The 24,182-nt window shown below is 68.0% G+C and carries 23 protein-coding genes and 1 riboswitch; of the genes, 17 read left to right on the top strand and 6 right to left on the bottom strand.

Annotated features, from left to right (window positions below):
* Positions 1-3: 3 nt before the first annotated feature.
* Complete coding sequence (locus AC07O3_RS09570; RefSeq protein ID WP_495339169.1) at positions 4-1,008, bottom strand: carbon-nitrogen hydrolase family protein; 1,005 nt, start codon at positions 1,006-1,008, stop codon at positions 4-6.
* Positions 1,009-1,196: 188 nt separating this feature from the next.
* On the opposite strand from AC07O3_RS09570, the gene AC07O3_RS09565 reads away from it, so the two are divergent.
* A complete protein-coding gene (locus AC07O3_RS09565; protein WP_495339168.1) occupies positions 1,197-2,159 on the top strand; it encodes an AraC-like ligand-binding domain-containing protein in 963 nt (320 codons plus the stop codon).
* Positions 2,160-2,165: 6 nt separating this feature from the next.
* Here AC07O3_RS09565 and AC07O3_RS09560 read toward each other — a convergent pair whose 3' ends face one another.
* The 4 genes from AC07O3_RS09560 to AC07O3_RS09545 all read right to left on the bottom strand — a co-directional run bounded on the left by AC07O3_RS09560 (position 2,166) and on the right by AC07O3_RS09545 (position 4,347).
* Positions 2,166-2,591, bottom strand: a complete 426-nt coding sequence (locus tag AC07O3_RS09560; protein ID WP_495339167.1) for a universal stress protein — start codon at positions 2,589-2,591, stop codon at positions 2,166-2,168.
* Between the two features lie 75 nt (positions 2,592-2,666).
* On the bottom strand, positions 2,667-3,488 hold the full coding sequence (locus tag AC07O3_RS09555) for a sulfite exporter TauE/SafE family protein (protein WP_093056586.1): 822 nt from the start codon (positions 3,486-3,488) through the stop codon (positions 2,667-2,669).
* A 305-nt stretch (positions 3,489-3,793) separates the two neighbouring features.
* Positions 3,794-4,126 carry a cell division protein ZapA gene (locus AC07O3_RS09550; RefSeq protein ID WP_093073796.1) on the bottom strand — a complete coding sequence of 111 codons (333 nt, stop codon included), beginning with the start codon at positions 4,124-4,126 and terminating at the stop codon, positions 3,794-3,796.
* On the bottom strand, positions 4,123-4,347 hold the full coding sequence (locus tag AC07O3_RS09545; protein ID WP_495339166.1) for a DUF904 domain-containing protein: 225 nt from the start codon (positions 4,345-4,347) through the stop codon (positions 4,123-4,125). The genes AC07O3_RS09550 and AC07O3_RS09545 overlap by 4 nt, the downstream gene beginning before the upstream one ends.
* Positions 4,348-4,452: 105 nt before the next feature.
* On the opposite strand from AC07O3_RS09545, the gene AC07O3_RS09540 reads away from it, so the two are divergent.
* The 3 genes from AC07O3_RS09540 to AC07O3_RS09530 all read left to right on the top strand — a co-directional run bounded on the left by AC07O3_RS09540 (position 4,453) and on the right by AC07O3_RS09530 (position 7,084).
* Positions 4,453-6,048, top strand: a complete 1,596-nt coding sequence (locus AC07O3_RS09540; protein WP_218149735.1) for a flavin monoamine oxidase family protein — start codon at positions 4,453-4,455, stop codon at positions 6,046-6,048.
* 25 nt (positions 6,049-6,073) lie between these two features.
* Positions 6,074-6,496 carry a c-type cytochrome gene (locus AC07O3_RS09535; RefSeq protein WP_256329237.1) on the top strand — a complete coding sequence of 141 codons (423 nt, stop codon included), beginning with the start codon at positions 6,074-6,076 and terminating at the stop codon, positions 6,494-6,496.
* Between the two features lie 66 nt (positions 6,497-6,562).
* Positions 6,563-7,084, top strand: a complete 522-nt coding sequence (locus tag AC07O3_RS09530; protein ID WP_218132233.1) for a RidA family protein — start codon at positions 6,563-6,565, stop codon at positions 7,082-7,084.
* A gap of 15 nt (positions 7,085-7,099) precedes the next feature.
* Here the strand turns inward: AC07O3_RS09530 and AC07O3_RS09525 are convergent, their stop codons facing one another.
* The gene (locus AC07O3_RS09525; RefSeq protein ID WP_495339165.1) at positions 7,100-8,818 is read right to left on the bottom strand and encodes a ClcB-like voltage-gated chloride channel protein; all 1,719 of its coding nucleotides are present in this window, start codon (positions 8,816-8,818) and stop codon (positions 7,100-7,102) included.
* Positions 8,819-8,960: 142 nt separating this feature from the next.
* A riboswitch (cobalamin riboswitch) is annotated at positions 8,961-9,220 on the top strand.
* An 87-nt stretch (positions 9,221-9,307) separates the two neighbouring features.
* On the opposite strand from AC07O3_RS09525, the gene AC07O3_RS09520 reads away from it, so the two are divergent.
* From AC07O3_RS09520 to AC07O3_RS09460, 13 genes are all read left to right on the top strand, one after another.
* Complete coding sequence (locus tag AC07O3_RS09520; protein WP_495339164.1) at positions 9,308-11,224, top strand: TonB-dependent receptor domain-containing protein; 1,917 nt, start codon at positions 9,308-9,310, stop codon at positions 11,222-11,224.
* Entirely contained in the window at positions 11,209-12,624 is a 1,416-nt protein-coding gene (locus AC07O3_RS09515) for a cobyrinic acid a,c-diamide synthase CobB (RefSeq protein ID WP_495339163.1), read from the top strand. The genes AC07O3_RS09520 and AC07O3_RS09515 overlap by 16 nt, the downstream gene beginning before the upstream one ends.
* Positions 12,608-13,207, top strand: coding sequence for a bifunctional adenosylcobinamide kinase/adenosylcobinamide-phosphate guanylyltransferase (locus tag AC07O3_RS09510; protein ID WP_093056494.1), 600 nt, complete (start codon positions 12,608-12,610; stop codon positions 13,205-13,207). The genes AC07O3_RS09515 and AC07O3_RS09510 overlap by 17 nt, the downstream gene beginning before the upstream one ends.
* Positions 13,204-14,082, top strand: coding sequence for an ABC transporter substrate-binding protein (locus tag AC07O3_RS09505; protein WP_495339162.1), 879 nt, complete (start codon positions 13,204-13,206; stop codon positions 14,080-14,082). Before AC07O3_RS09510 ends, AC07O3_RS09505 begins: the two co-directional genes overlap by 4 nt.
* Positions 14,079-15,104, top strand: a complete 1,026-nt coding sequence (locus AC07O3_RS09500) for a FecCD family ABC transporter permease (RefSeq protein ID WP_093056496.1) — start codon at positions 14,079-14,081, stop codon at positions 15,102-15,104. The genes AC07O3_RS09505 and AC07O3_RS09500 overlap by 4 nt, the downstream gene beginning before the upstream one ends.
* Positions 15,101-15,886 carry an ABC transporter ATP-binding protein gene (locus tag AC07O3_RS09495; protein WP_495339161.1) on the top strand — a complete coding sequence of 262 codons (786 nt, stop codon included), beginning with the start codon at positions 15,101-15,103 and terminating at the stop codon, positions 15,884-15,886. Before AC07O3_RS09500 ends, AC07O3_RS09495 begins: the two co-directional genes overlap by 4 nt.
* 220 nt (positions 15,887-16,106) lie before the next feature.
* Entirely contained in the window at positions 16,107-16,676 is a 570-nt protein-coding gene (gene cobO, locus AC07O3_RS09490; RefSeq protein WP_093056498.1) for a cob(I)yrinic acid a,c-diamide adenosyltransferase, read from the top strand.
* Between the two features lie 5 nt (positions 16,677-16,681).
* Positions 16,682-17,365: a 5,6-dimethylbenzimidazole synthase gene (gene bluB / locus AC07O3_RS09485; protein ID WP_495339160.1), complete on the top strand. Its 684-nt coding sequence runs from the start codon at positions 16,682-16,684 to the stop codon at positions 17,363-17,365.
* Positions 17,365-17,838 (top strand): MotA/TolQ/ExbB proton channel family protein, encoded by a 474-nt coding sequence (locus tag AC07O3_RS09480; RefSeq protein ID WP_093073815.1) that lies wholly within the window; start codon positions 17,365-17,367, stop codon positions 17,836-17,838. Before bluB ends, AC07O3_RS09480 begins: the two co-directional genes overlap by 1 nt.
* The gene (locus tag AC07O3_RS09475) at positions 17,835-18,188 is read left to right on the top strand and encodes a DUF2149 domain-containing protein (protein WP_093073817.1); all 354 of its coding nucleotides are present in this window, start codon (positions 17,835-17,837) and stop codon (positions 18,186-18,188) included. The genes AC07O3_RS09480 and AC07O3_RS09475 overlap by 4 nt, the downstream gene beginning before the upstream one ends.
* Complete coding sequence (cobN, locus tag AC07O3_RS09470) at positions 18,185-22,186, top strand: cobaltochelatase subunit CobN (RefSeq protein ID WP_495339159.1); 4,002 nt, start codon at positions 18,185-18,187, stop codon at positions 22,184-22,186. The genes AC07O3_RS09475 and cobN overlap by 4 nt, the downstream gene beginning before the upstream one ends.
* Positions 22,187-22,207: 21 nt before the next feature.
* Entirely contained in the window at positions 22,208-23,179 is a 972-nt protein-coding gene (gene cbiB / locus AC07O3_RS09465; protein WP_495339158.1) for an adenosylcobinamide-phosphate synthase CbiB, read from the top strand.
* The gene (locus tag AC07O3_RS09460) at positions 23,176-24,180 is read left to right on the top strand and encodes an aminotransferase class I/II-fold pyridoxal phosphate-dependent enzyme (protein WP_495339157.1); all 1,005 of its coding nucleotides are present in this window, start codon (positions 23,176-23,178) and stop codon (positions 24,178-24,180) included. Before cbiB ends, AC07O3_RS09460 begins: the two co-directional genes overlap by 4 nt.
* Positions 24,181-24,182: the final 2 nt, after the last annotated feature.

The following is a 24,182-nucleotide window of genomic DNA, read 5'->3' as shown; positions in this document are numbered from 1 at the left end:
GGTTCAGGCCGCGACCGGCTCGGGCACGCTGCTTTCAGGCTCGGGCGTGTGTTGCACCACCACGGGTTCGCGGCGCGTCTTGTTGAGCAGCAGCTGGGTGACGTCAGGCCGCGAGTAGTGGCCGCTGGGATCGGCCGCCGCCTTGGCGAGCGAGATCATGCCGAGGTCGATGTCGGCGATGACCAGGCCTTCTTCGTCTTCGGCGAGCGGCGTGCCCAGCGGAGAGCCGTCCGGTGCGTAGATGCGTGCGTAGCCGCCGCCGACGCCCAGCATCTGCTGCTTGCCTGCGTCGGTGCACATCAGCTCGCTCATGGCCTTCGACACGGTGGCGCAGGGCGCGACCACGAAGCACTGGCCCTCGGCCGCATACACCTGGCTCGCGGCGTTGTTGACCTCGGGGCCCAGCGCGTAGGCCGCGCCGCGGTACAGCGAAAAGCTCGGCCATGCGCCGCAGTGGATCTGCTCGTTCTGAGAATACATCGCGTACTTGCTCAGCGGCTGCAGGTGCTCCCAGCACGAGAGCGAGCCGATGTTGCCCAGCGCCGTCTCGACCACGGCGAGGTCTGAGCCGTCGCCTTCGCCGAACACAGTGCGCTCCACGTGCGTGGGCTTGAGCTTGCGCCGCGTCTGCACTGTGTTGCCCTGGTCGTCGATGAGCGCCTGCGCAATGTAGAGGCTACCCGCCGCCTTTTCGCTGTAGCCGAGCGACACCCAGATCTTGAGCTTGCGCGCTGCCTCCCTGATGCGGTCGAACTCGGCCGAGCCGACGACCAGCGAGTTGTCGTGGTAGCGCTGCACGAACTGCATGCCCCAGGCCGGCGAATCGAGCCAGATCCACCACGGGTAGCCGGGCACCCAGGTTTCGGGAAAGGCGACGAGCTGCACGCCCTGTTTTGCGGCCTGCGCCATCAGGTCGATGGTCTTGTCGATGGTGCCGTCGAGGTCGAGGAACACGGGGGCGGCCTGCACGGCGGCAACGCGCAGCTTGGGGTGGACGGTGGTCGGCATGGTGGTTCTCCAGATGCAATGAAAGTAACGAGGCGTCTTCCGCACCTACGGCGCACCGGGTTTGCGCTGTGGCATGCGGGTTGCTTGAAGCGTAAATTCGCGCCGCCGGAACGCCTTGACCCGGATTGGCGGCGTTCTTGTTCCAGCGTTGCATGCCCTTGTTGCCAAGGCTTTCCGAGGCCCCCCCGATGACCCAGTTGCTCAGCACCGACGCCGTCCCGCGGGACCAGCGGCTTGCCTACTGGACCGACATGATCTGCAACGTCTACGTGCAACTGGGCTGCGATCCGGTGCGCGAAGGCGATACCTGCGATTTCGAAGGCAGCATCCGCCAGCACGCGCTGCCCGGGCTCGACGTGTCGGTCGTCACCTCGAGCCCGCAGAAGGTGATGCGCACGCCGGGGCACATCTCGCACTCCAGCGACGACTACTTTCTCGTGAGCATCCAGGCGCGCGGCCGTGGCGTGGTGCGGCAGGACGGCCGCGACGCCGTGCTGTCGGCCGGCGACTTCGCGCTGTACGACAGCACGCGGCCTTATCAGCTGCTGTTCGACGAGTCCTTCGAGCAGATCGTGCTGAAGCTGCCCGGCGAACGCCTGCGCAGCGAACTGCGCGACACCGAGGCGCTGACGGCCACCATGGTGTCAGGCCGTGCGGGCGCGGGGCACCTGCTGCTGGGCATGATCCACACGCTGCGCGAAGACATCGATACGCTGCAGCCCGCGTCGGCGCTTGCGGTGGCCAACGGCGTTCAGAACATCCTGGTGGCGGGGCTGCAGACGCTGCCCGCTGCGAGTGCGCCGTCGCTCAGCAATCTCACGGCGTATCACCTGGCGCGCGTGAAGCGGCTCATCGACGAGCAGCTGGCCGATCCCTCGCTGTCGGTGGGCACGCTGGCGGCGGGGCTGGGCGTGTCGGTGAGCCACATCCACCGCGTGTTCAGGAGCGAGCCGCTGACGCCGTCGCAGTACATCTGGGAGCGCAGGCTGGAGGCGTGCAGCCGTGACCTGCTGGAGCCGCGCCTCGCGGGCCGGCCGGTGGCCGAGATTGCCTATGGCCGCGGCTTCAACGACGCGGCGCATTTCAGCCGCGCGTTCCGCGAGCGCTTCGGCTGCTCGCCGCGCGAATGGCGGCAGCAGCGCATGCAGTAAGAAGGGCTACTGGACCAGCATCACCGTCGTGTTGGTTTCGGCGACCACCTTGGTGGCAACCGAGCCCATCAGCGCGCGGCCGAAGATGCCGTGGCCATGGGTGCCGAGCACGATCAGCCCGGCTTGTGCCGCCGCGGCCGACTTGAGGATTTCCTCGGCCACATGGCCGTGGCGCGAGTCGATCGTGTAGTTGCTCACGCCGCTCTCGGCGAACAGCGCCTTCACCGGGTCGAGCACCTTGGCGTTTTCCTCGGCGTAGTAATCCGCCACCAATTCTTTGCTCAGGTGGCGCGCGACATGGCCCGAGATGCCGGTGCACACGTGCACCACCACCAGCTGATGCCCGTCCACGAACATGGCGCGATTGGCAAGCAGGTAGTCGAGCGCTTTGCGGGTGTAGGCGCTGCCATCGACGGCAATGAGGATTTTCATGAAACCCTTATACGGCGCGGCTTCGCGCACCGCAACGGGGCGTACCTCAGGCCCGAAGGGCTTTGCCCGGCCAGATCAGCCGTGCAGGCCCTTCCAGAGCATGTAGGCCGCGAGCAGGTAAAGGATGCTCGCGAACACGCGCTTGAGCTTCTTCACCGGCAGGCTGTGCGCCGCCTTCGCGCCCAGCGGTGCGGTGAACACGCTGCACAGCGCGATCACGGCCAGCGCGGGCAGCCAGATGTAGCCGAAGGAGCCAGCCGGCAGGCCTTGCACCGACTGGCCGCTGACCGCATAGCCGAGCACGTTCGCCACCGCGATCGGGAAGCCCAGCGCCGCGCTGGTGGCCACCGCGTTGTGAATGGACACGTTGCACCACGTCATGAACGGCACGCTGATGAAGCCACCGCCCGCGCCCACTAGGCCCGAGATGAAGCCGATCGCGCCGCCTGCCGCGAGCTGGCCGCCCGTGCCCGGCATCTGCCGTGTGGGCGCGGGCTTCTTGTCGAGGAACATCTGCGTGGCCGAGAAGCCCACGAACAGCGCGAAGAAGATGGCCAGCGCCGTACCCTTGAGCAGCGAGAACACGCCCAGGCTGCCAGCAAGGCTGCCGATGACGATGCCGGGCGCGAGCCGCCGCACGATGTCCCAGCGCACAGCGCCGCGCCGGTGGTGCGCGCGCACGCTGGACACCGAGGTGAAGATGATCGTCGCCATCGAGGTGGCGATGGCCATCTTCACCGCGAGGTCGGCCGGCACGCCGCGATGGCCCATGATGATCGTGATGAACGGCACCATCAGCATGCCGCCGCCGATGCCCAGCAGGCCCGCGAGAAAACCGGTGCCGAGGCCGAGAGCGGCGAGTTCGGCGATCAGGAGGGGGTCGAGCAGGGCAGCGATATTCACGGGAAAGTCACGCAAGAGAAGTGAGAGGCTGGAAAAAGCAACGGCCCCGAGCAGTGGATGCAGGGGGCCGTGGCAGGAAAAGGTGTCTGCAGGTGATGTGCCGGACCCGCATCCTGAACCAGGGTTCAGGTGGGCGAGGGCAGCAGGACTTCGGGTTCATCTGACGCGAGATGATCACGCCCGTCGAGCGATGTACCAAGCCCGGCTCCGGAGAGCATTGGAACAAGGAAATATTAAGCCCGACACAGTCTGCAGACGGATTGGATTTTACGCCTCGTCCGTCTTCGTGCCAGCCTTATTCAGAGTAAATGTCCATCGCCAGCCAGGGCCTGATCGAGTTTCTGGATGAGCTGCGTGGCCTTCGCGTCGGTTTCGACGCTGTCTGCAGCCGAAGTGGCAACTGGTGCCGCGGGCGCTGCGACAACAGCGGCCTGCTGCGCGGCGAGGTCGAACGCCAGGTTCAGCGAAGCCAGCACCGCGATGCGGTCGCGGGCCTTGACTTTTCCGGCATCGCGGATCTTGCACATGGCTGCGTCCACGCGTTCGACGGCTTCGCGCAGCTGCGCCTCGCCGCCATCGGGACAGCCGAGCAGATAGCTCTGGCCCATGATCTGTACTTCAATCTGCTTCATGCGGGGGAATCTTCGGAGGGTGGTTCAGCCGGCAACCGTTCGAGCAGGGCATCGAGGCGCGTACGTGCCGCAACGAGCCGCGACTTCAGGACGTCGCGTTCGCGCGTGAGCGCATCGACCTGCTCCTGCAGCAGCGCATTGGTGCGTTGCACCTCTTCGTGACGCACAAGCAGTCGTTCAACACGCTCGGCGATCTGATCGATAGGGCTGGAGGCGGGCATGGTTGGCGATTGTAGTTTCCCAAGGAAGCGGCCCCCAGGCGGTGCCTGGGCGTGGCATGGATTCTGCTGCCTTCTAGTTGCCTTTCAAACTCCAATAGCCTGTCAATGACCACGAAGAACAACACTTTATTCAGTCGGCGCGACCTGCTTACGCTCATCGGCAAGACCGCAGGGGGCGGCGCGATGTACCAGGCGATGACCTCGCTGGGCTTTGCCGCCGAATCCAACTACAGCGGACCACCGAAGCTCGATGGCGCAAAGAAGGGTGCGTCGGTGCTGGTTCTTGGCGCAGGCCTGGCCGGCATGGCCGCCGCGCTCGAACTGCGCAACGCAGGCTACTCGGTCAAGGTCCTCGAGTTCAGCAATCGCGCGGGCGGCCGGTGCTGGACGCTGCGCGGCGGCGACACCTTCACCGAGCTGGGTGGCGCCGTGCAGCAATGCGGCTTCGCCAAGGGCGAGTACTTCAATCCGGGGCCGTGGCGCATTCCCTATCACCACCATGCGGTGCTGGGCTACTGCAAGCGGCTGGGCGTGGCGCTGGAGCCCTTCGTCCAGGTCAACTACAACGCGCTGGTGCATTCGAGCAAGGCCTACGGCGGCAAGCCGCAGCGCTACCGCCATGTGCAGGCCGACTACCAGGGCTACGTCGCCGAGCTGCTCGGCAAGGCCACGACGCAAGGCAACCTCGATGCGGCGCTGACGAAGGAAGACAAGGAGAAACTGCTCGAAGGCCTGCGCCGCTGGGGCGCGCTCGACACGCAGTTCCGCTATCTCGAGGGCACCGTCAGCAGCGACCGCCGCGGCTATGAAGTCGATGCGGGCGGCGGCCTCATGCCGTTGGCCAAACCGTCGAAGCCGCTCGACATGAGCGAGCTGCTGCAATCGAATCTTTGGCGTTACATCGCCAGCGGGCAAGACTACGAATTCCAGAGCGCGATCTTCCAGCCCGTGGGCGGCATGGACATGATCGCCAAGGCCTTCCAGAAAGAAGTGGGCAGCCTGATCCGCTACGGCGCCAAGGTCACGAAGATCGAGCAGAACGACCGCGGCGTGACGGTCACCTACACCGATGCATCAAAGGGCGGCGCGGTCACGCAGGCCAAGGCCGACTGGTGCCTGTGCACCATTCCGCTGTCGGTGCTCAGCCAGATCGACATCCAGGTGGGCTCGGCAATGCAGGAGGCCATCAACGCCGTGCCTTATGGTGCATCAGTAAAGGTGGGCCTGCAGTTCAAGCGCCGCTTCTGGGAAGAAGACGAGCACATCTACGGCGGCATCAGCTACACAGACCTGCCGATCTCGCGCATTTCGTATCCCTCGACGCGCTATGGCGCCAAGGGCAAGTCGGTGGTGCTGGGCGCTTACGTGTTCGACGGCCCGAACTCCTACGAATTCACCGCCATGGCGCCCGAGGAGCGCGTGCGCCGCGCGGTCGAGTTCGGCACGCAGCTGCATCCGCAGTACGCGAGCGAATTCGACAACGGCATCTCCGTGGGCTGGCACCGCGTACCCGGCACGCACGGCTGCTACGGCATGTGGACCGACGAGACGCGCCAGAAGCACTACAAGAACCTGTGCCAGGTCGATGGCCGCATCGCGCTGGCCGGCGAGCACGCTTCCTACATTCCGGCCTGGCAGGAGGGCGCACTGCTCTCGTCGCTCGACGCCATCCAGCGGCTGCATGCCCGCGCCGTCGCGTGAAAGCCGAGTGAAGGACACACCCACCATGAACAACAACATCACGACCTTCAAGCGCGCGCTGCTCGGCCTTTCGCTGGGCGCGCTGGCCTCGGTGGCCGGCCAGGCTGCTTTCGCGCAGTCGCCGGAGCCCGTCTTTTCCGTCGGCCCCCGATTCCAGGAGAGCTCGGGCGAGGCGATCTACCGCGCGACCTGCCAGGGTTGCCACATGGCGCAGGGACAAGGGGCGAAGGGCGCAGGCGCCTATCCGGCGCTCGCCTCGAACCCGCGCCTCGCGAGCCCGGAATACCCGCTCTACGTGGTGATCAATGGGCAGAAGGGCATGCCCGCCTTTGGCAAGATGCTGAGCGACGAGCAGATCGCTTCCGTGGTCGGCTATGCGCGCACCCATTTCGGCAACCAATATCCTGACGCCATTGCGGCGGAGAGCGTCAAGAAGCTGCGGCCTTGATCGGCCTTCTTCTTTCGATACCTGGCAGATCCTTTCTTCATCCACCCCAGCAGAGAGACAACACGCATGACCATGACCTCCATCACGAAGAAGCTGGCGCTCGTCGCCGCACTGCTCGCAGCCGGCACCGGCGCCGCCCATGCGGCCGATGAAATCATTCGCCACCGCATTCCGAATTCCACCTTCCCGATCTCGGCAGCGGTGGAGGTACCGTCTTCGTTCACCAACGTCTACCTCTCGGGCCAGGTGCCGCCGCTGCAGGACGCGACCGCGCCCAAGAACAGCGCGGCGGCCTATGGCGGCGACACCAAGGGCCAGACCGTCGGCGTGCTCAAGGCCATCGAGAAGAGCCTCACAGGCCTGGGCCTGACGATGGGCGACGTGGTGAAGATGCAGGTGTTTCTCGTCGGCGATCCGGCCAAGGACAACAAGATGGATTTCGCCGGCTTCATGGAGGGCTACACCCAGTTCTTCGGCACCACCGCCCAGCCCCGGCTGCCGGTGCGTTCGGCGATGCAGGTGGCGGCGCTTGCCAATCCGGCCTACCTTGTCGAGATCGAGGTGATGGCGGTGCGTCCCGCCAAGTAAAAAAGCAGTGCTGCGCTACTCGCTCAGCCGCACGTAGGTGGCGAGCAGCGCGCTCTTGGCAACAATCCCGAGCAGCACAGGGTTGCCGGCGCTCTCGATCACGGGCAGCCGTTCGCCCAGGTGATCGAGAAAACGCTGCAGCGCCTCGCCCAGCCCACTGTCGGCGGTGATCGGCTGGATGGCCTGCGAGAGCAGGGCGCCCGCGGTCGTTTCCGCTGGCGCCGTGCCGAGCGACGAAAGCGGCACCACGCCGAGGTAGTGGTTGCCCGCATCCACCACGTACAGGTACTTCACCGGGTGCTGCAGGAATAGCTTGCTCATGGCCTCGCGGTCCGCCTCCGGGCCCACCACCGTTTCGGCCGGCTGCACCAGGTCGCGCATGTGCAGCCCGCGCAGGCGCATCTGCGTGTCGCGCTGCTCGTTGCGGTGCAGGGTGATCTCGTACATCGAGCCGGCATTGGCCGAGCGCGCGACGAAATACGCGATGACGCTCGCCGCCATCAGCGGCAGCATGACCTGGTAGCTGAGCGTCATCTCGAAGATCATCAGGATGGCCATCAGCGGCGCCTGAGTGGCGCCCGCCAGGAATGCGCCCATGCCGACGATGGCATAGGCGAACGGCGCCGAGGTGGCCGCTGGCCACAGCGCCTGCGCGCCAAGGCCGAACAGTGCACCGACCATGCAGCCGAAGAACAGCGCCGGCGTGAACACGCCGCCCACCGCGCCCGAGCCGGCCGTGGCCATCGTGGCGACCGCCTTGGCGACCAGCACCATCGCGATCAGCGTCCACGGCCAGGGCGTGTGCAGCACCGAATTGACCACGCTGTAGCCGTTGCCCCAGACCTCGGGCATGGGCACCGACACCGCACCCATCACCAGCCCGCCCAACGCCAGCCGCCACGGCAACGCAACCGGCAAGCGCGAGAACAGCGCACGGCTGCCCTGCAACGCGCGCAGGAAGCCGACCGCCGCAAAGCCCAGCAGCACGCCGAGCACGCAGAACAGCACGACCTCGGTGCCGTGGATTTCCGGGAACGCCGGCATCTTGTAAGGAGGCTGGTAGCCGGGCAGGGCGCGCATCGCGACGTTGGCGACCACCGAGGCAATGATGATCGGCCCCACGCTTTCCATCGCGATAGAGCCCAGCACGATCTCGGCGACGAAGAAGGCGCCGGCAATGGGTGCGTTGTAGGCGGCGGTCAGGCCGGCCGCCGCGCCGCAGGCCACCAGCAACCGCAGCCGCTCGACCGGAAAGCGGAACACCCGCCCCAGCAGAGACGACGCCAGCGCCGCCAGCTGCACCATCGAGCCCTCGCGCCCGATGGAACCACCGGTGCCGATGCTCACCAGCGACGAGGCGCTGCGCACCAGCGTCTGCGCCACCGGAATGCGCCCATTGCCGAGCACGATGGCTTCCATGTAGTCGGAGGCGGCGCTGCGCAAGGCGACGCGTTTCGCCATCACCAGCAGGCCGCCGGCCACCAGTCCACCCAGCGTGGGGCAGGCGATGCGCGCCCACCAGGGCAGGTGCTTCGCCATTGCCACCAGCCCTTCGCCGGGACCGAGCACCAGATGCTCGAAGTGATAGAGCGCCGCGCGAAAGAGTTCGGTCGCCAGCGTGCCGAGCAAACCGGCCACGATGGACCACAGCAGCATCGACTGCCAGCCCGAGACACCGAAGACACGCTGCAGCGCCGAACGAAGATTGAGAACTACCGAGGCGGGCCGCATCATGGGCTGGGATGTTAGCTGCGAGCGCCACCCAGGCGGGAACACCGAGGAACCGGCTTTGCCGGGCCTCAGGTGCTGCCCCCGGTAGGAGGAAGGGGAAGCGACACGAAGTGCGCGCAGCCTGGGGGCGAGCCAAGTCACTGGCATAAAATCCCGCCCGTTGGTGCCTGCGGCGTGGTTCACGCGCCGCGGTTCAACGGGAAGCAGGAGTGGAAGCCCCCGACCTCATCAGGACGGAACAAGGCCGAAGCCGCCTGCGCTGCCCCCGCAACGGTCAAGCAGACGGCGCCGCAAGGCGCCAACCCCTTTCCATCGAAGCCACTGGGTGCCCTGAAACAGGCGCCTGGGAAGGCGGTGAGGGGCCGTTCTGCCAGCCCGGATACCGGCCAACAAGGCGGCTGCCGCATGCGTGATCTGTGCATGGGGCGGCCATGGCGCCCAGGCGCCGGCGGGGAGGCCGGCGAGGGGTATTGACGTTCGTTCGGCTCATTCATGATTTCCCACGTTTGCTTTTCTCGCGGCCGCACTCCTGCGCGCCGTCTCCGCCATGCCTGCCTGCCGCTGGCGCTGGCTTCCGCCTTCGGTGGCCTGGCCCATGCACAAGACGCCCCCACGCTGGGCGAAACGGTGGTCACGGCCAACCGCACGCCGCAGGCGCTGTCGGACCTGGTGGGCGACGTGTCCATCATCGACCGCAAGACCATCGAGCGCAGCGGCGCGACCGGCGTGGCCGACGTGCTGGCGCGCCTGCCCGGCATCGAGATCTCGCGCAGCGGCGGCGTGGGCAACACCACCAGCCTGTTCATCCGCGGCGCTGAAACGCGCTTCACGGCCGTGTACCTCGACGGCGTGCGCATCGACTCGCAATCGACCGGCGGCGCCGGCTGGGAAGGCATTCCGCTCTCGCAGATCGACCGCATCGAAGTGCTGCGCGGCCCGGCCGCCGCGGTGTACGGCTCCGACGCCGTGGGCGGCGTGATCCAGCTCTTCACCAAGCGTGGCGAAGAGGGCGTGTCGCCTTACGCCGGCATCGGCTTCGGCAGCAAGGGCCTGCGCAAGATCGAAGGCGGCGTGAGCGGCAAGTCGGGCCTGTTCGACTATTCGTTCGGCGTGGCGCATGAGGAAAGCAAGGGCTACAACGTGCAGCCCGCAAGCAAGCGCAACGTGGTGAAAGACGGCTACACCAGCCCCGACCGCGACGGCTACAACAGCACTTCGGGCAACGTGAAGCTGGGCTTCCAGATCACGCCCGACCAGCGCCTGGAGGCCACGCTGCTCACCAGCGACATCAAGGCCGGCTACGACACCACCGTCTCCTACAGGACCAAGCCGCCGATCCTGTTCCGCGACGACGTGTCGAACAACACGCTGCGCACCGCCGGCCTGACCTGGTCGGCCAAATGGAACGACATCTACAGCACCCGCGTGCAGGTGACCGATTCGCAGTCGGTCTACAAGACGCAGCCTTCGTTCTACCGGACCGAAACCAACCTGCGCGGCTACCTGTTTCAGAACGAATTCCGCTTCGGCCCGCACCTGGTGACGGCCACCCTCGAACGCCGCGAAGACGCGCTCGAAAACGCGCCCACCACCTCGTCGAAGCTGCTGTCGCGCGACCGCTCGCAGGACGCCATTTCGCTCGGCTACGGCTTCGTGCAGGGCCCGCATTCGCTGCAGCTGCATGTGCGCCACGACAGGGACAGCGAGTTCGGCGGCAAGACGACCGGCAGCGCGGCCTATGGCTACGCCATCACCCCGTCGCTGCGCTTCACGGCATCGGCCGGCACCGCCTTTCGCGTGCCCACGCTGTACCAGCGCTTCAGCGAGTACGGCGTGTCCACGCTGCGGCCCGAAAGCAGCCAGAACGTCGAGTTGGGCATGAACTACGCCAAGGACGGCACCACCGCCGGCATCGTGGTGTATCGCAACCGCGTGCGCAACCTGATCAACTTCGTCGGCACCGCCACGGGCTGTGCCTCGACGTTCGGCTGCTACACCAACGTGAATCGTGCCACCCTGCAGGGCGCCACGCTGTCGGCCAGCCAGCGCCTGGGCGACGTCACGCTGCGCGCCTCGCTCGACGTGCAGGACCCGAAGGATGCCGACACGGGCAACCTGCTCGCACGCCGCTCCAAGCGTCATGGCACCCTGGGCGCCGACTGGCGCGTGGCCGGCTGGACGCTGGGCGCCGAGGTGCAGTCCTCGAGCAAGCGCTACGACGACGCGGCCAACACCATCAAGCTCGGTGGCTACACCGTGCTGAACCTGTCGGCCAGCACGCAGATCACGCGAGACCTCAACCTCGTGGCCCGCGTCGACAATGTGGGCAACAAGGACTACCAGTTCGCGCGGCTGTACGCCAATGCCGGCCGCACCGCGTACGTCGGTCTCAAGTGGACGCCTCACTAAGCCAAGCTACCCAACCAGGCGACACCGCCGGTGCCGCGGCAGTCTCGTGCGCCGCGGTGCTGGTGGCCGCCCCGGCTTCGGGGCAGGGCAAGACCACCGTCGCCGCAGCGCTCGCGCGGCTGCATGCGCGCCAGGGGCGGCGCGTGCGAGCCTTCAAGTGCGGGCCCGACTTTCTCGACCCGCACTGGCTGGCGCTGGCCACCGGCGCGCCGGTGCATTCGCTCGACCTCTGGATGACCGGCGAGGCCGATTGCCGCTCGCGCCTGCGCGCCGCAGCGGCCGAGTGCGACCTGGTGATCGTCGAAGGCGTGATGGGTCTGTTCGACGGCGCGCCCAGCGCGGCCGACCTGGCAGAACGCTTCAGCCTGCCGGTGCTGGCGGTGATCGATGCGCACGCCATGGCGGGCACCTTCGGCGCGCTGGCCTACGGGCTGCAGAACTTCCGGCCCGGGTTGCCATGGGCCGGCGTGCTGGCGAACCGCGTGGCCAGCGAGAGGCACGCGGGCATGTTGAAAGACGCGCTGCGCGAACCCTCGCAGTGGCTTGGCGCCTTGCCGCGCGACGCGGGGTTCACGCTGCCCGAGCGGCACCTGGGGCTCGTCGCCACTACCGAACTCGGCGATGCGATGGCGCGTCTCGACGCGGCGGCCGACGTGCTGGCCGCCACGCCGCTCGGGCAGATGCAGACCAGTCAACTGCCGCAGGTGCGTTTCGAGGCACCCGCTTCCGGCGAGGCAGAAGCCGTGCCGCCGCTGCTGGCTGGCCGCGCCATCGGCATTGCGCGCGATGCCGCCTTTTCATTCATCTACCCCGCGAACCTCGACGTGCTCACGGCGCTGGGGGCGCGCCTGTCCTTTTTCTCGCCGCTCGCAGGCGATGCCTTGCCGACATGCGACGCGGTCTGGCTGCCCGGCGGCTACCCCGAACTGCACGCCGAAGCGCTGGCCGCCTGCGCGCCGATGCGCGAATCGCTTGCCGCGCATGCCGCTGCGGGCAAGCCGGTCTGGGCCGAGTGCGGCGGCATGATGGCGCTGTTCGACGAACTGGCCACGCAAGACGACGCGCAGGTCCACCGCCTCTGGGGCCTGCTGCCGGGCCGCGTGACCATGCAGAAGCGGCTCGCCGGCCTTGGTCCGCAACAGCTCACCCTCGGCAGCCACACCCTGCGCGGACACACCTTCCACTATTCGCGCTGCGAAACGCCACTGGCGCCCGCCGCGCTCACTGCCAGGCCCGGCGCGACGCAGTCCGTGGGCGCACGCGGCGGCGAGGCGCTGTACGTGCACGGCCCGGTGCGCGCGAGTTACTTCCACGCGTGGTTTGCCTCCAGTCCGCAAGCCACGGCCCGCCTTTTCGGCGCCATGCCCATCGAGTTGGAGATCCATGCCGCAATCGAATAAGCCGAAGACCGTCGAGCACGAGTTCATCCTGGGCGGCCAGAAGAGTGGCAAGTCGCGCCGCGCCGAGCAGCGCGCGATCGACTGGTTCGCGGCCGATTCCCGCACGCACCGCGCAGTGCTGATCGCCACCGCGCAGGCCTACGACGACGAGATGCTGGAGCGCATCGTGCGCCACCAGGCCGACCGTGCCGAGCGCGTGCCAGGCATGCGCACCATCGAGGAGCCGATCGAACTCGCGCGCGCCGTCGTCACGCAGAGCACGCCCGAGACGCTGGTGGTGGTCGACTGTCTCACGCTGTGGCTCACCAATCTGCTGATGCCCTTGCACTCCGAAGACGCTCGCCCCGTGACGCGCACTCCGGCCACGCACATCGCCATGCTGCTGGTCGCGCTGCGCGAGGCGCGCGGGCCGGTGGTGCTGGTTGGCAACGAGATCGGCCTGGGCGTGATTCCGCTGGGGCGCGAGACGCGCGCGTTCGTCGACGCGCTCGGCCGGCTGAACCAGGACGTGGCCGCCGCCTGCGACCGCGTCACCCTGATGGCAGCCGGCCTGCCGTTGAGCCTGAAAGCGCCTGCTGCATGAAGAAGAAAAAGGCGATCCGCACTCCGCTGGCCGCGCTCGGCCTGGCCCTGTTCGCGCTGGCCGCGCACGCCTTCGACGTGGTCGACGAGCGCGGCGTGTCCGTGAGCCTGCCGCAGCCGCCGCAGCGCGTCGTCTCGCTGCTGCCGTCGCTTACCGAATCGATTTGTGCGCTCGGTGCCTGCGACCGGCTGGTGGGTGTCGATCGCTATTCCAACTCGCCCGAACAGGTGAAGGCGCTGCCGCAGCTCGGTGGCGGGATCGACCCGAACGTCGAGGCCATCGTCGCGCTCAAGCCCGACGCGGTGCTGCTCGCCAAGTCGTCGCGCGTCACGCAGCGGCTCGAGGCGCTGGGCCTGAAGGTGCTGGTGCTCGAACCCAAGAGCCATGCCGACGTGCAGCGCGTGCTCGACAAGCTCGACCAGGTGCTCGGCACGCACGAAGCGCCGAAGGTCTGGCGCGTGATCGATGCCAGCGTTTCGGCCGCCGCGCAGTCGGTGCCCGCGAGCGCCAGGGGCATGCGCGTGTACTTCGAAGTGAACAGCGCGCCGTATGCGGCGGGCGAGTCGTCGTTTATCGGTGAAACGCTCACACGGCTCGGCGTGAGGAACATCGTGCCGGCTTCGCTCGGCCCGTTCCCCAAGCTCAACCCCGAGTACGTGGTGCGGGCGAACCCCGACCTCATCATGGTCAGCGTGCGCAGCGCGCAAGGGCTGGAGCAGCGCCCCGGCTGGGCCGGCATCCGTGCGGTGCGCGAGGGCCGCATCTGCCGCTTCAGCGCGGAACAGTCCGACGTGCTCGTGCGCCCCGGCCCGCGCATGGACGAGGCCGCGCGCCTGATGGCGCAGTGCCTTGCCGACAAGGGAGGCAAACGGTGAACGCAGCGCGAAGGCACACGGTCCACCTGCGCCGCGTCTTGCTGCTTGGCGCAGGCCTGCTGGTGGCGGGCGCTGCGCTGATGGTGCTGGGCCTGGGCATCGGCAGCACCGGTTTCGAAAGCCTGCTCGCGGCGCGGCACGACCCGGTGGCGCTGCAGATCGTGTGGGACATCCGCCTGCCGCGCACGCTTGGCGCATGGCTCGCGGGCGCGCTGCTGGGGCTGGCGGGCGCGGTGGCGCAGGGGCTGTTCCGCAATCCACTGGCCGATCCGTACCTGCTGGGCAGCGCCTCGGGCGCCTCGCTGGGCGTGGCGCTGGCGCTGCTGATGTTCGGCGGCTCGGCCGCCAGCGCGCAGTGGGTGATGCGGCTCGGGCTCACGGGTGCGGCCTTTCTCGGCGCGGTGCTGGCGGTAATGCTCACGCTGATGCTGGCGCGGGGCGTGCAGCAGACGCTGCGCCTGCTGCTTGCCGGCGTGATCGTCGGCGTGGTGCTCGGCGCGGCGAAAGACCTCATCACCATCGCCTCGGCAGACATCCTGCAAGCCATTCAGGGCTTCATTCTCGGCAGCACCGGCCTCGTCGGCTGGAGTGCCTGCGCGGTGATGGCGATGGTCGGCGCGGTCTGCCTGCTGCTGGCCTGGGCGCTGGCGCCGGTGCTCGACGGGCTCGCGCTCGGCGAGGCCACCGCGCGCAGCCTCGGCCTGCCGCTGGGCGCGATGCGCGCGGCGCTGGTCGTGGTGCTGGCACTGGCCACTGGCGCAGCCGTGGCACAGACCGGGTTGATCGCCTTCGTCGGCCTGGCGGCGCCGCACCTCGTGCGCTCGGCCATCAAGACCACGCACGCGCGGCTGATCCTGCTGTCGGCGCTGATGGGCGGGCTGCTGCTGATGGCGGCCGACCTGCTGGCGCGCTGGCTGATCGCGCCGCAGGAACTGCCGGTTGGCGTGCTCACGGCCGTGCTGGGCGGCAGCTACCTGCTGTGGCTGATGCACCGGCGCGGCGCGCGGAGTGGCGTGGCATGAGCAGCCGGCAGAACACACCCGCTCTCGAAGCACACAAGGTAAGTGCCACGCTCGGCGCAACCGAGGTGCTGCACGACATCGATCTGGCGTTGTGGTCGGCCCGCTGGACCAGCATCGTCGGCCCGAACGGTGCGGGCAAGTCGACGCTGCTCAAGGCGCTCGCGGGACTGCTGGCGCACCGGGGCGAGGTGCGGCTCTTCGGCGAGGCGCAGAACAAGGTGCCGGCGCGCATTCGCGCCCAGCGCCTTTCCTGGCTCGGCCAGAGCGGCACGGGCGAGGGCAGCGCTGACGACCTGATGGTCTATGACGTCGCCATGCTTGGCCGCCTGCCGCACCAGCGCTGGCTGGCCGCCCCCAGCGAGGCTGACCGCGAGGCGGTGGAGCGTGCGCTGCGCAGTACGCAGGCTTGGGACTGGCGCGACCGCCCGCTGGGTCAGCTCTCTGGCGGCGAACGTCAGCGGGTGCTGCTGGCGCGCGCGCTCGCTGTCGAAGCCGAACTGCTGTTGATGGACGAGCCGCTCGCCAACCTCGACCCGCCGCATCAGGCCGACTGGATGCAGACCGCCCGCGCGCTGGTTGCCGAAGGCAAGACCGTGATCAGCGTGCTGCACGAGCTGCCGATGGCGCTGGCGGCTGACGAACTTGTCGTGATGGATCGCGGCCGGGTGGTGCACCACGGCGGCTGCAGCGACCCTGCCACGCACGCGGCGCTGGAGCAGGTGTTCGACCATCGCATTCGGGTGCATCGGGTGGCTGAGCAATGGATTGCGCTGCCGTTATGAGATGCGCTGTGTTTTCGGTGCGTTGTTCGGGGCGCGATCGTGCAGCGCCGTCGTTGATCGGCCGGCACAACAGCCGCGTCCATGTGCGAATGGCACCGGGTGCTCCCCGCAGCGAAATAAAGGAGGAGGCCGCAGGCCGGAGGACATTCGCGGAGGGGAGTACCCGGTGTCATTCGCACGCACCCCGAAACAACAGCCCCGAAACTGAACTGGAAAAGCCATGCAAATAGAGACACCCCCAAGCGAAAAGCCATACGAGAAACCAGAAGGCGAACGCCGAGGCCTCGTCATCGTCAACACAGGCGACGGCAAGGGCAAGAGCACCGCCGCCTTCGGCCTCGCGCTGCGCGCCCATGGCCGCGGCAAGGCCGTGAAGATCTACCAGTTCATGAAGGTGCCGACCGCGCGCTTCGGCGAACACCGGATGTTCGAGCAGATCGGCATCCCGATCGAAGGGCTCGGCGACGGCTTCAGCTGGAAGAGCCAGGACCTCGAACGCTCCGGGCAACTGGCGCGCGACGGCTGGGAGAAGGCCAAGGCCGCGATCCTGTCGGGCGAGTTCTTTCTGGTGGTGCTCGACGAGATCACCTATCCGCTGATCTACGGTTGGCTGCCTCTGGAAGGCGTGCTCGAAACGCTGCGCGCGCGGCCGAAGCACGTGCACGTGGTGCTCACCGGCCGGCGCTGCCCGCCCGAGATCATCGAACTGGCCGACACCGTGACCGAGATGACGCTCGTCAAGCACGCCTTCAAGGCCGGCATTCCTGCACAACGCGGCATCGAAGATTGAGCGTGATGGCACATGCGTTCGCGGTCGACGAGGTGAGGGCGGTCTACCGCGCCATCCACGAGCGGCGCGATATGCGCCACTTCGCGGGCGGGCAGGTCGCGCCCGAGGTGCTGCGCCGGCTGCTCGATGCGGCGCACCACGCGCCCAGCGTCGGTTTCATGCAGCCGTGGCGCTTCATCCGCATTCGCGATGAGGCGCTGCGCCAGCAACTGCACCGTGTCGTCGAGCACGAGCGCGTGCTGACTGCCCGCGCACTCGGCGAGCGCGAGGACGAGTTCATGCGCCTGAAGGTGCAGGGCCTGCTCGACGCGGCTGAGCTGCTGGTGGTGACGCTGGCCGAGGGCCGCGAGAAGCACGTGTTCGGCCGCCGCACGTTGCCGCAGATGGACCTGGCCTCGGCCTCCTGTGCCATCCAGAACCTCTGGCTCGCGGCGCGCGCCGAGGGGCTGGGCATGGGCTGGGTGTCGCTGTTCGATCCGGCCGAGGTGTCGGTGCTGCTCGGCCTGCCTGAAGGCGCGGAGCCCATCGCCTTGCTGTGCCTGGGGCCCGTGCACAGCTTTTACGAAGAGCCGATGCTGCAGCGCGAACGCTGGGCGAAGCGCGAGCCGCTCGCGTCGCTGGTGTTCGACGAGGGCTGGGGTCGGCCTTCGGACCTTTTCGACCATCCGTCTCCCGTGGAGCGCACCTGATGCTGGCTTTCGACACCGTTCTCTTCGAGCTTGCGCGCCTGTTCCTCTGGCCGGTGACGCTGGGCGTGCTGCTGTCTTTCGTCTATGCCGTGTACTGCCTCGGCGCGTTCGGCATCGAATACTTGCAGCGCCGCCGCGACCCATCGCGCGCGCTGGTGCTGCAGGGCCATGCGCAAGCCAGCCAGGAGCAGATGGAGCTGGTTGTGCTCAAGCAGCTCGAAGGCGTGCGCCTGTGCAGCCGCGTGGCGCCGATGCTGGGGCTGATCGCCACCATGATCCCGATGGGCCCCGCGCTCGTCGCCGTGGCCTCGGGCGAATCGCAGGGCGTGGCGCAGAGCCTGGCGCCCGCATTCGCGAGCGTGATCGTGGCGCTGGCCTCGGCCTCGATCACCTTCGTGGTCTACACCGTGCGCCGCCGTTGGCTGATGCGCGAGCTGGTGTCGGTGCTCGATGCGCGGGATCGCCTTTCATGAGCCGACGCCAGTTCTCGATCTTGAGCAGCTTGGACAGCGATGACGACGACCCGGTGCTCTCGACCATCAACCTGATCGACGTGTTCATGGTGGTGATCGGCATGCTGATGATCGCGGTCATCAACAACCCGATGAACCCCTTCGCGCAGGACAAGGTGACGATCATCCGCAACGAGGGCCAGCCGAACATGGAGATCGTCACGCGCGAGGGTCGCAAGATCACGCGCTTCAAGGCCAGCGGCGCGACGGGCCAGGGTGATGGCGAGAAGGCCGGCACTGCCTGGCGGCTGAAGGACGGCACGATGGTCTATGTGCCGGCGGATGCGGTTCCGGCGCAGGGCGGGAAGTGACGCGGTTTTTCTTCTGGCTGCTGGTGGCGGTGCTGGGGTTTCTTGCGCCGGCACAGGCCCAGCCTGCGGGGGGGCGTGTCGTTGTGCTGAGCACCTCGCTGGTTTCGCCGGCGCGCGTGGTTCGATTGGAGGCTGCGGCGCGTGAAGCCGGGTTGCCGTTGCAGGTGGTTTCGGCGTCGCAGGACTCGCCCGAGACGCTGACTGCTGCGCTCGAAGGGGCGCGTCTGCTCGTCATCGATGCACCGCACATCAGCGTCGCGCAAGCTGCTGCAGCGCGCTTCGGCGACACGATCTCGCGAAGCACTGCGCCGTATGTGCTGATCGGCGAATTCGCGCTGGTGGCCAAGGGGCAAGCCTCCACTGCCGCGCCGCTGGTGCCCGAGCGCGGTGTCGATGCCGCATGGGCGCAGCGCCTGCGCGAGTACTGGCGCTTCTCGGGTGCGGCCAATCTCGGCGCGGCGATGAAGGCCCTGGAGCAGCCCGGCAAGCTCGACGGCCTGCCCGACCCCGTGCCGCTGCCGCTGGCCGGCCTCTATCACCCAGGCTGGCCCCGCATCGAAACCGACATCGCCGCCGTCGAACGGTTGCCCGGCAGCAGCGGCACGGTCGCCATTGCCATCAACAGCGCCACCGTGACGGGCGACGACACCGGCTGGCTCGATGCGCTGATCGCCTCGCTCGAACGGCGCGGCCTGCGCGCCTATGCCTTCTACGGCCCGCGCCAGCAGAAAGACCTGTTCTTTCGCATGACGCACGCCGGTGATCGGCGCGTGGCCGATGCGATCATCAATGCCTCGCTGGTCTTCAGCCCGAACGAGCGCAAGGCCGAGCTTGAGCGCATCGGCGTGCCGGTGCTGCAGACGCTGCCCTCGCTGGCCATGGACGCCACCCAATGGACGCAGAGCAAAGATGGCCTGTCGCAAACCGACATTGCTGCCTACTACAGCCCGAGCGAGCTGGCCGGCATGACAGACCCGATGCTGGTGAGCGCGCGCGATGCGGCGGCTGGCACGCTGCAGCCGTTGCCCGCGCAGATCGATGCTGTGGCAGACAAGGCGGCTGCGCTGTTGCGGCTTCAACGCACGCCGGCCGCGGACCGCCGTGTGGCGATGCTGGTCTACAACTACCCACCGGGCGAAGCCAACTTCGGCGCGTCCTTCCTCAATGTGCCGCGCAGCGTGAGCAACATGCTCGCGGCAATGAAGTCCGCCGGCTACCGCACCGAACTGCCGGGCGCCGACGCGCTCATCGCGCAAGTGCAGGCGACGATGAGGGCCTACTACCCGACGGGGCAGGGCGACGAGCTGCAGCCGCTGCTCGACAAGAACCTGGCCGACGTGATGCCGCTGTCGCGCTACCTCGCATGGTTCCGGTCGCTGCCGGTGGAAACGCAGCACCGCATCGAAAGCTACTGGGGCCAGCCCGAGAAGTCGACCATGCTGCGCCCCGTCGCGGGCGAGCCGGCTTTCGTGATCCCGCGCGTGCAGTTCGGCAACGTCGTCGTGCTGCGCCAGCCGCCGCGCTTCGAGCCTGGCACGCAGGTGGCGAGCAAGGCTGAGCTGGTGTACCACCGCTCGGCCATTCCGCTGAGCCACAGCTACCTCGCCACCTACCTCTGGCTGCGCACGCAGTTCGGTGCGAGCGCGGTGGTGCACGTGGGCACGCATGGCACGGTCGAATGGTCGGCGGGCAAGGAGCGCGGGCTGTCGGTGCAAGACGATCCGCTGCTAGCGCTGGGCGATCTGCCGAATGTCTACCCGTACATCATGGACAACCTAGGCGAGGCCACGACAGCAAAGCGCCGCGGTCGCGCGACCATGGTGAGCCATTCGACGCCGATGTTCGCGCCCGCCGGTTTTCGGCCCGGCGTGCAGGCCATGCACGAGCGCATGCACGACTGGGAGACGCTGTCGCCCGGCCCGGTGAAGACGGCGATGGAAAAGCAGCTGACGGCCGAGGTCGTGGAGCAGCACTACGACCGCGACCTGAACTGGACGCCCGCTCGGATTCGAGCGAACTTCGCCGGCTTCATCGCGGTGCTGCATCCGTACTTGGACGAACTCGCGCAGACCGCGCAGCCGCTGGGTCTGGCGACCTTCGGGCAGGCGCCCGATGCGCTGCGCCGGCGCATGACGATCCTGCAGATCCTCGGCAAGCCTTTGGTCGAGGCGCTAGGTGAAGAGATCGACGAGGTTTTTCTGATCGATGCGAAGAGCGTTGCCGGCTCGCGGCCCGCGCGCTGGGTCGAACTCGCGCTTACCGATGCGCAGGCAGCGAGTGCCATGGGCAAGACCCCGGCCGAACAGCGGAGTCTGCTGTCGCTGGCCGAACGCGCGCAGAAGCTCGATGCCGTGCTTGCCCACAACGAAGAAATCGAAGGACTGCTCACGGCGCTCGACGGCCGCTACCTGAAGTCGAGTTACGGCGGCGACCCGGTGCGCAACCCCGACAGCCTGCCGACCGGTCGCAATCTCTACGGCTTCGACCCGAGCCGTGTGCCTACGCGCGCGGCCTGGGACGCAGGCGTTGGCGCGATGGACGCCTGGATCGCCGGACATGCAAAGACCCATGCCGGCAAGGCGCCGGAAAAGATCGCCTTCACCCTCTGGGCCGGCGAGGCCTCGCGCCACCAAGGCGTGCTGGAAAGCCAGGCCTTCTACGCCATGGGCGTGAAGCCGCGCTGGGACGAGGGCGGGCGCATGACGGGCATCGAGGTGATTCCCGCGTCGGTGCTGAAGCGGCCGCGCGTGGACGTGCTGATCAGCGTCACCGGCTCCTACCGGGACCAGTTTCCCAACGTGATGCGCTGGCTCGACGAGGCGGTGCAGCAGGTGGCTGCCTTGCGAGAGCCCGGCAACGCCGTCGCGCAGCACAGCGAGGCGATGGCGCGGAGGCTGCGTTCGGAGGGCGCGTCGGCGCGGGAAGCACAACGCTGGTCCACAGCGCGCGTTTTCTCGAACGAGCAGGGCAGCTACGGCGCCGGGCTCGAGGAGGCCGCGCTTGCGAGCGACGTATGGAAGAACCAGCAACGCGGCGGCGGCGATGCGCAGATGGCGCAGCTCTACATGGATCGCATGGGCCACGCCTACGGCAAGGGCCTTGACGGCGCCGCGCGGCCGGGCGCCTATGCGGGCAATCTCATGCAGGTCGATGCGGCGCTGATGGCGCGCAGCTCCAACCTGTATGGCGTGCTGACCAACGACGATCCGTTTCAGTACCTCGGCGGCATTGCGCAGGCCGTGCGCCAGCTCACTGGCAAGGACCCGGCGCTGTACGTGCAGAACCTGCGCGACGGCAGTGCGGTGCGCACCGACACGGCCGCAGGCGCCATTGCACGCGAGATGCAGACGCGCTACCTGCACCCGCAATGGATCGAGGCGCAGAAGGCCGAAGGCTACAGCGGCACGCTGCAGGTGCTCAAGACTGCGCAGTTTCTCTGGGGCTGGCAGGTCACGGCGCCGCAGGCCGTGCGGCAGGACCAGTGGCAGTCGCTGCACGAGGTGTACGTGCGCGACAAGTACAAGCTGGGCACGCGCGAGTGGCTGGAAGGTGACAACCGGGCGGCCTTCGCGCAGACGCTGGAGCGCATGCTCGACGCGGTGCGGCTGAACTACTGGAAGCCGGATGGTGCCACGCGGCGCGAACTGGCACGGGCCTATGCGGAGGCGGTGCGCGGGACCGGGCTGCGCGAGCGGAATGCGGGTGTGCAGCGGTTCGCGCAGGCGGAGTTGTCGCCGCCTGCGCCTACGCACCAGCCGCGTCCGTCGGTCAAACCCGTGGTCGCGGCAGCGCCTGCGCCAGTTCCTACCCCGGCAGCCGAGCCGGCGCCGGACAGCCCCCAGCCCGTCAGCGGCCTCAAGCTCGAACCGACGCCCGCTGACGCGCCATCGCCAAAGGCCGAGACCATCATCCTTCGGCTCTGGGTGGCGTTGGGGGCTGCGTTGCTTGTCGCACTCGGTGCACTGATGCAGTGGCGCCGGGGCAGGGCGACTGCCTGATTCGCGAGAATGGCGGCTCCCATGCTCCTCCAGAATCTCGAATACGCCATCGCTGTAGCCGCCGCGCTGTGGATCGCGCTGGCTATCGACCGCTGGCTGGGTGAGCCGCCTGCGGCGTTGCATCCCGTCGTGTGGATGGGACGCTACCTCGGGCTCGGTTCGCGCATCGCGCCGCCTGCGTACCCCGCGAAGCCGGTGGATCTGCCGATGTTCTTCATTGGCGCGTTGGTGTGGTGCGTGGGGGGCGCGTGCGTCTGGGGCGTCGCCATGGTCTTGCAGACGTTCATGGTGCTGTCGCTACCTGCATGGGCCGTGGCGCTGTTGCTGGGCCTGCTGCTGAAGCCACTCTTTGCCTGGCGCATGCTGCGCGATGAAGTACTTGCGGTCGAGGCCGCGCTGGCCGTTTCGCTCGATGCCGGCCGCAAGCAACTGGCGCGCTTGGTGAGCCGCGACGTTTCCCGGCTCGGCGAGCGCGAAGTGCGCGAAAGCGCCATCGAATCGCTCGCGGAAAACCTCAACGATTCGCTCGTGGCCCCGGTGTTCTGGTTCGTGCTGTTCGGCCTGCCGGGTGCGGCGCTCTACCGTTTTGCCAACACCGCCGACGCGATGTGGGGCTACCGCGGCGAGCGCAATGGCCGTGATTGGACCTGGCTCGGCAAATGGGCCGCGCGCGCAGACGACGTGCTCTCGTGGGTGCCGGCGCGCATCACCGTGGGGCTGCTGGCGCTGGCGGCGTGCCGCTGGCCCACGGGGCTGTCAGAAGAGGCGCGCCGTACGCCGTCGCCCAACAGCGGCTGGCCGATGGCGGCGATGGCGCTGCTGCTGGGCGTGCGGCTTGCGAAGCCGGGCGTGTATGCGCTGAATGCCGAGGGGCGTGCGCCCTCCGCGTTGGACATGCAACGCACCGCGCAACTGGGTGGCCGGGCCGCGTTGGCGGCGGGCGTGTTCGCGTCGCTGGTCATCGTGGCGACGGCCGGCTGGAGGTGGGTATGAGCACGGTGGTGCATGGCGGTCCTGATGCGGCTGGCGCCGCGCCGCACGACTTCTCGACCAATGCCAATGCCTGTGGCCCATGCCCCGAGGCTCTGGAGCGGGTCAGCGCTGCCGACGTCTCGCGGTATCCCGATCCGGCCTACACGGCGTTGCGTGACCAACTTGCGGTCATGCACGGCGTGGAAGCCTGGCGCATCGTGCTTGCAGCCGGGGCCAGCGAGTTCATCCGGCGCATCACCACCTGGGCGGCCCTGGAAGATCGCGGCGGCCATGGCGAGGTCGCGCTGCCGCCCATGTCTTACGGCGACTATGCGGCGGCCGCGCGAGCCCATGGGTTGCAGGTGGTGCGCGCGCCGCATCCGGCGCGCCAATTGCGGCTCGCCTGGTGCTGCGATCCCTCCACGCCGCTGGGTCAGGCGCAGCAGGGCATTCTCGAGACAGTGGATGCCCTGCCCGAGGGCGTGCCTTGCGTGCTCGACCGCGCCTACGAGCCCTTGCGCCTGGAGGGCCGCCTTGCGCTGAGCCAGAGCCGCCTGGATCGCCTCTGGCAGATGTGGTCTCCCAACAAGGCGCTGGGGATGACAGGCGTACGTGCGGCCTATGTGATCGCTCCGTCAAACGCGCAGGATGCGGTGCGTGCCTTGTTGCGCCTGAGCGCCTCGTGGCCGGTGGGCTCGCACGGCGTGGTGATGCTTTCGGCCTGGACGCAGCCTGACGTGCAGGCCTGGCTTCGTGAAAGCCTCGGGACCTTGCGCGACTGGAAGGCGTCGCAGATGGCCATGTGCAGTGAGATCGGTTGGCACGTCTGGCCCAGCGACGCGAACTTTCATGTCGCCCAGCCCATGGGGGACGACTTCGCCGGTCTGCTGAAGCACCTGCGCGCCGAAGGCATCAAGCTGCGCGACTGCGCCTCCTTCGGCCTGCCGGGCCACGTGCGTCTCGGCGTGCTGCCGCCCGCCAGCCAGCAGGCGTTGAAAGAGGCCTGGACAAACGCGTCCTGAAC

The sequence above is a fragment of the Variovorax sp. GW821-FHT09D05 genome, from assembly GCF_059416325.1.
This window is presented reverse-complemented; position numbering and strand designations above follow the sequence as displayed.

Coding starts and splice junctions, on each gene's coding strand:
- AC07O3_RS09570 (WP_495339169.1), bottom strand. CDS start 1,008: ATGCCGACCACCGTCCACCCCAAGCTGCGCGTTGCCGCCGTGCAGGCC.
- AC07O3_RS09565 (WP_495339168.1), top strand. CDS start 1,197: ATGACCCAGTTGCTCAGCACCGACGCCGTCCCGCGGGACCAGCGGCTT.
- AC07O3_RS09560 (WP_495339167.1), bottom strand. CDS start 2,591: ATGAAAATCCTCATTGCCGTCGATGGCAGCGCCTACACCCGCAAAGCG.
- AC07O3_RS09550 (WP_093073796.1), bottom strand. CDS start 4,126: ATGAAGCAGATTGAAGTACAGATCATGGGCCAGAGCTATCTGCTCGGC.
- AC07O3_RS09545 (WP_495339166.1), bottom strand. CDS start 4,347: ATGCCCGCCTCCAGCCCTATCGATCAGATCGCCGAGCGTGTTGAACGA.
- AC07O3_RS09540 (WP_218149735.1), top strand. CDS start 4,453: ATGACCACGAAGAACAACACTTTATTCAGTCGGCGCGACCTGCTTACG.
- AC07O3_RS09535 (WP_256329237.1), top strand. CDS start 6,074: ATGAACAACAACATCACGACCTTCAAGCGCGCGCTGCTCGGCCTTTCG.
- AC07O3_RS09530 (WP_218132233.1), top strand. CDS start 6,563: ATGACCATGACCTCCATCACGAAGAAGCTGGCGCTCGTCGCCGCACTG.
- AC07O3_RS09525 (WP_495339165.1), bottom strand. CDS start 8,818: ATGATGCGGCCCGCCTCGGTAGTTCTCAATCTTCGTTCGGCGCTGCAG.
- AC07O3_RS09520 (WP_495339164.1), top strand. CDS start 9,308: ATGATTTCCCACGTTTGCTTTTCTCGCGGCCGCACTCCTGCGCGCCGT.
- AC07O3_RS09510 (WP_093056494.1), top strand. CDS start 12,608: ATGCCGCAATCGAATAAGCCGAAGACCGTCGAGCACGAGTTCATCCTG.
- AC07O3_RS09505 (WP_495339162.1), top strand. CDS start 13,204: ATGAAGAAGAAAAAGGCGATCCGCACTCCGCTGGCCGCGCTCGGCCTG.
- AC07O3_RS09495 (WP_495339161.1), top strand. CDS start 15,101: ATGAGCAGCCGGCAGAACACACCCGCTCTCGAAGCACACAAGGTAAGT.
- cobO (WP_093056498.1), top strand. CDS start 16,107: ATGCAAATAGAGACACCCCCAAGCGAAAAGCCATACGAGAAACCAGAA.
- bluB (WP_495339160.1), top strand. CDS start 16,682: ATGGCACATGCGTTCGCGGTCGACGAGGTGAGGGCGGTCTACCGCGCC.
- AC07O3_RS09480 (WP_093073815.1), top strand. CDS start 17,365: ATGCTGGCTTTCGACACCGTTCTCTTCGAGCTTGCGCGCCTGTTCCTC.
- AC07O3_RS09475 (WP_093073817.1), top strand. CDS start 17,835: ATGAGCCGACGCCAGTTCTCGATCTTGAGCAGCTTGGACAGCGATGAC.
- cbiB (WP_495339158.1), top strand. CDS start 22,208: ATGCTCCTCCAGAATCTCGAATACGCCATCGCTGTAGCCGCCGCGCTG.
- AC07O3_RS09460 (WP_495339157.1), top strand. CDS start 23,176: ATGAGCACGGTGGTGCATGGCGGTCCTGATGCGGCTGGCGCCGCGCCG.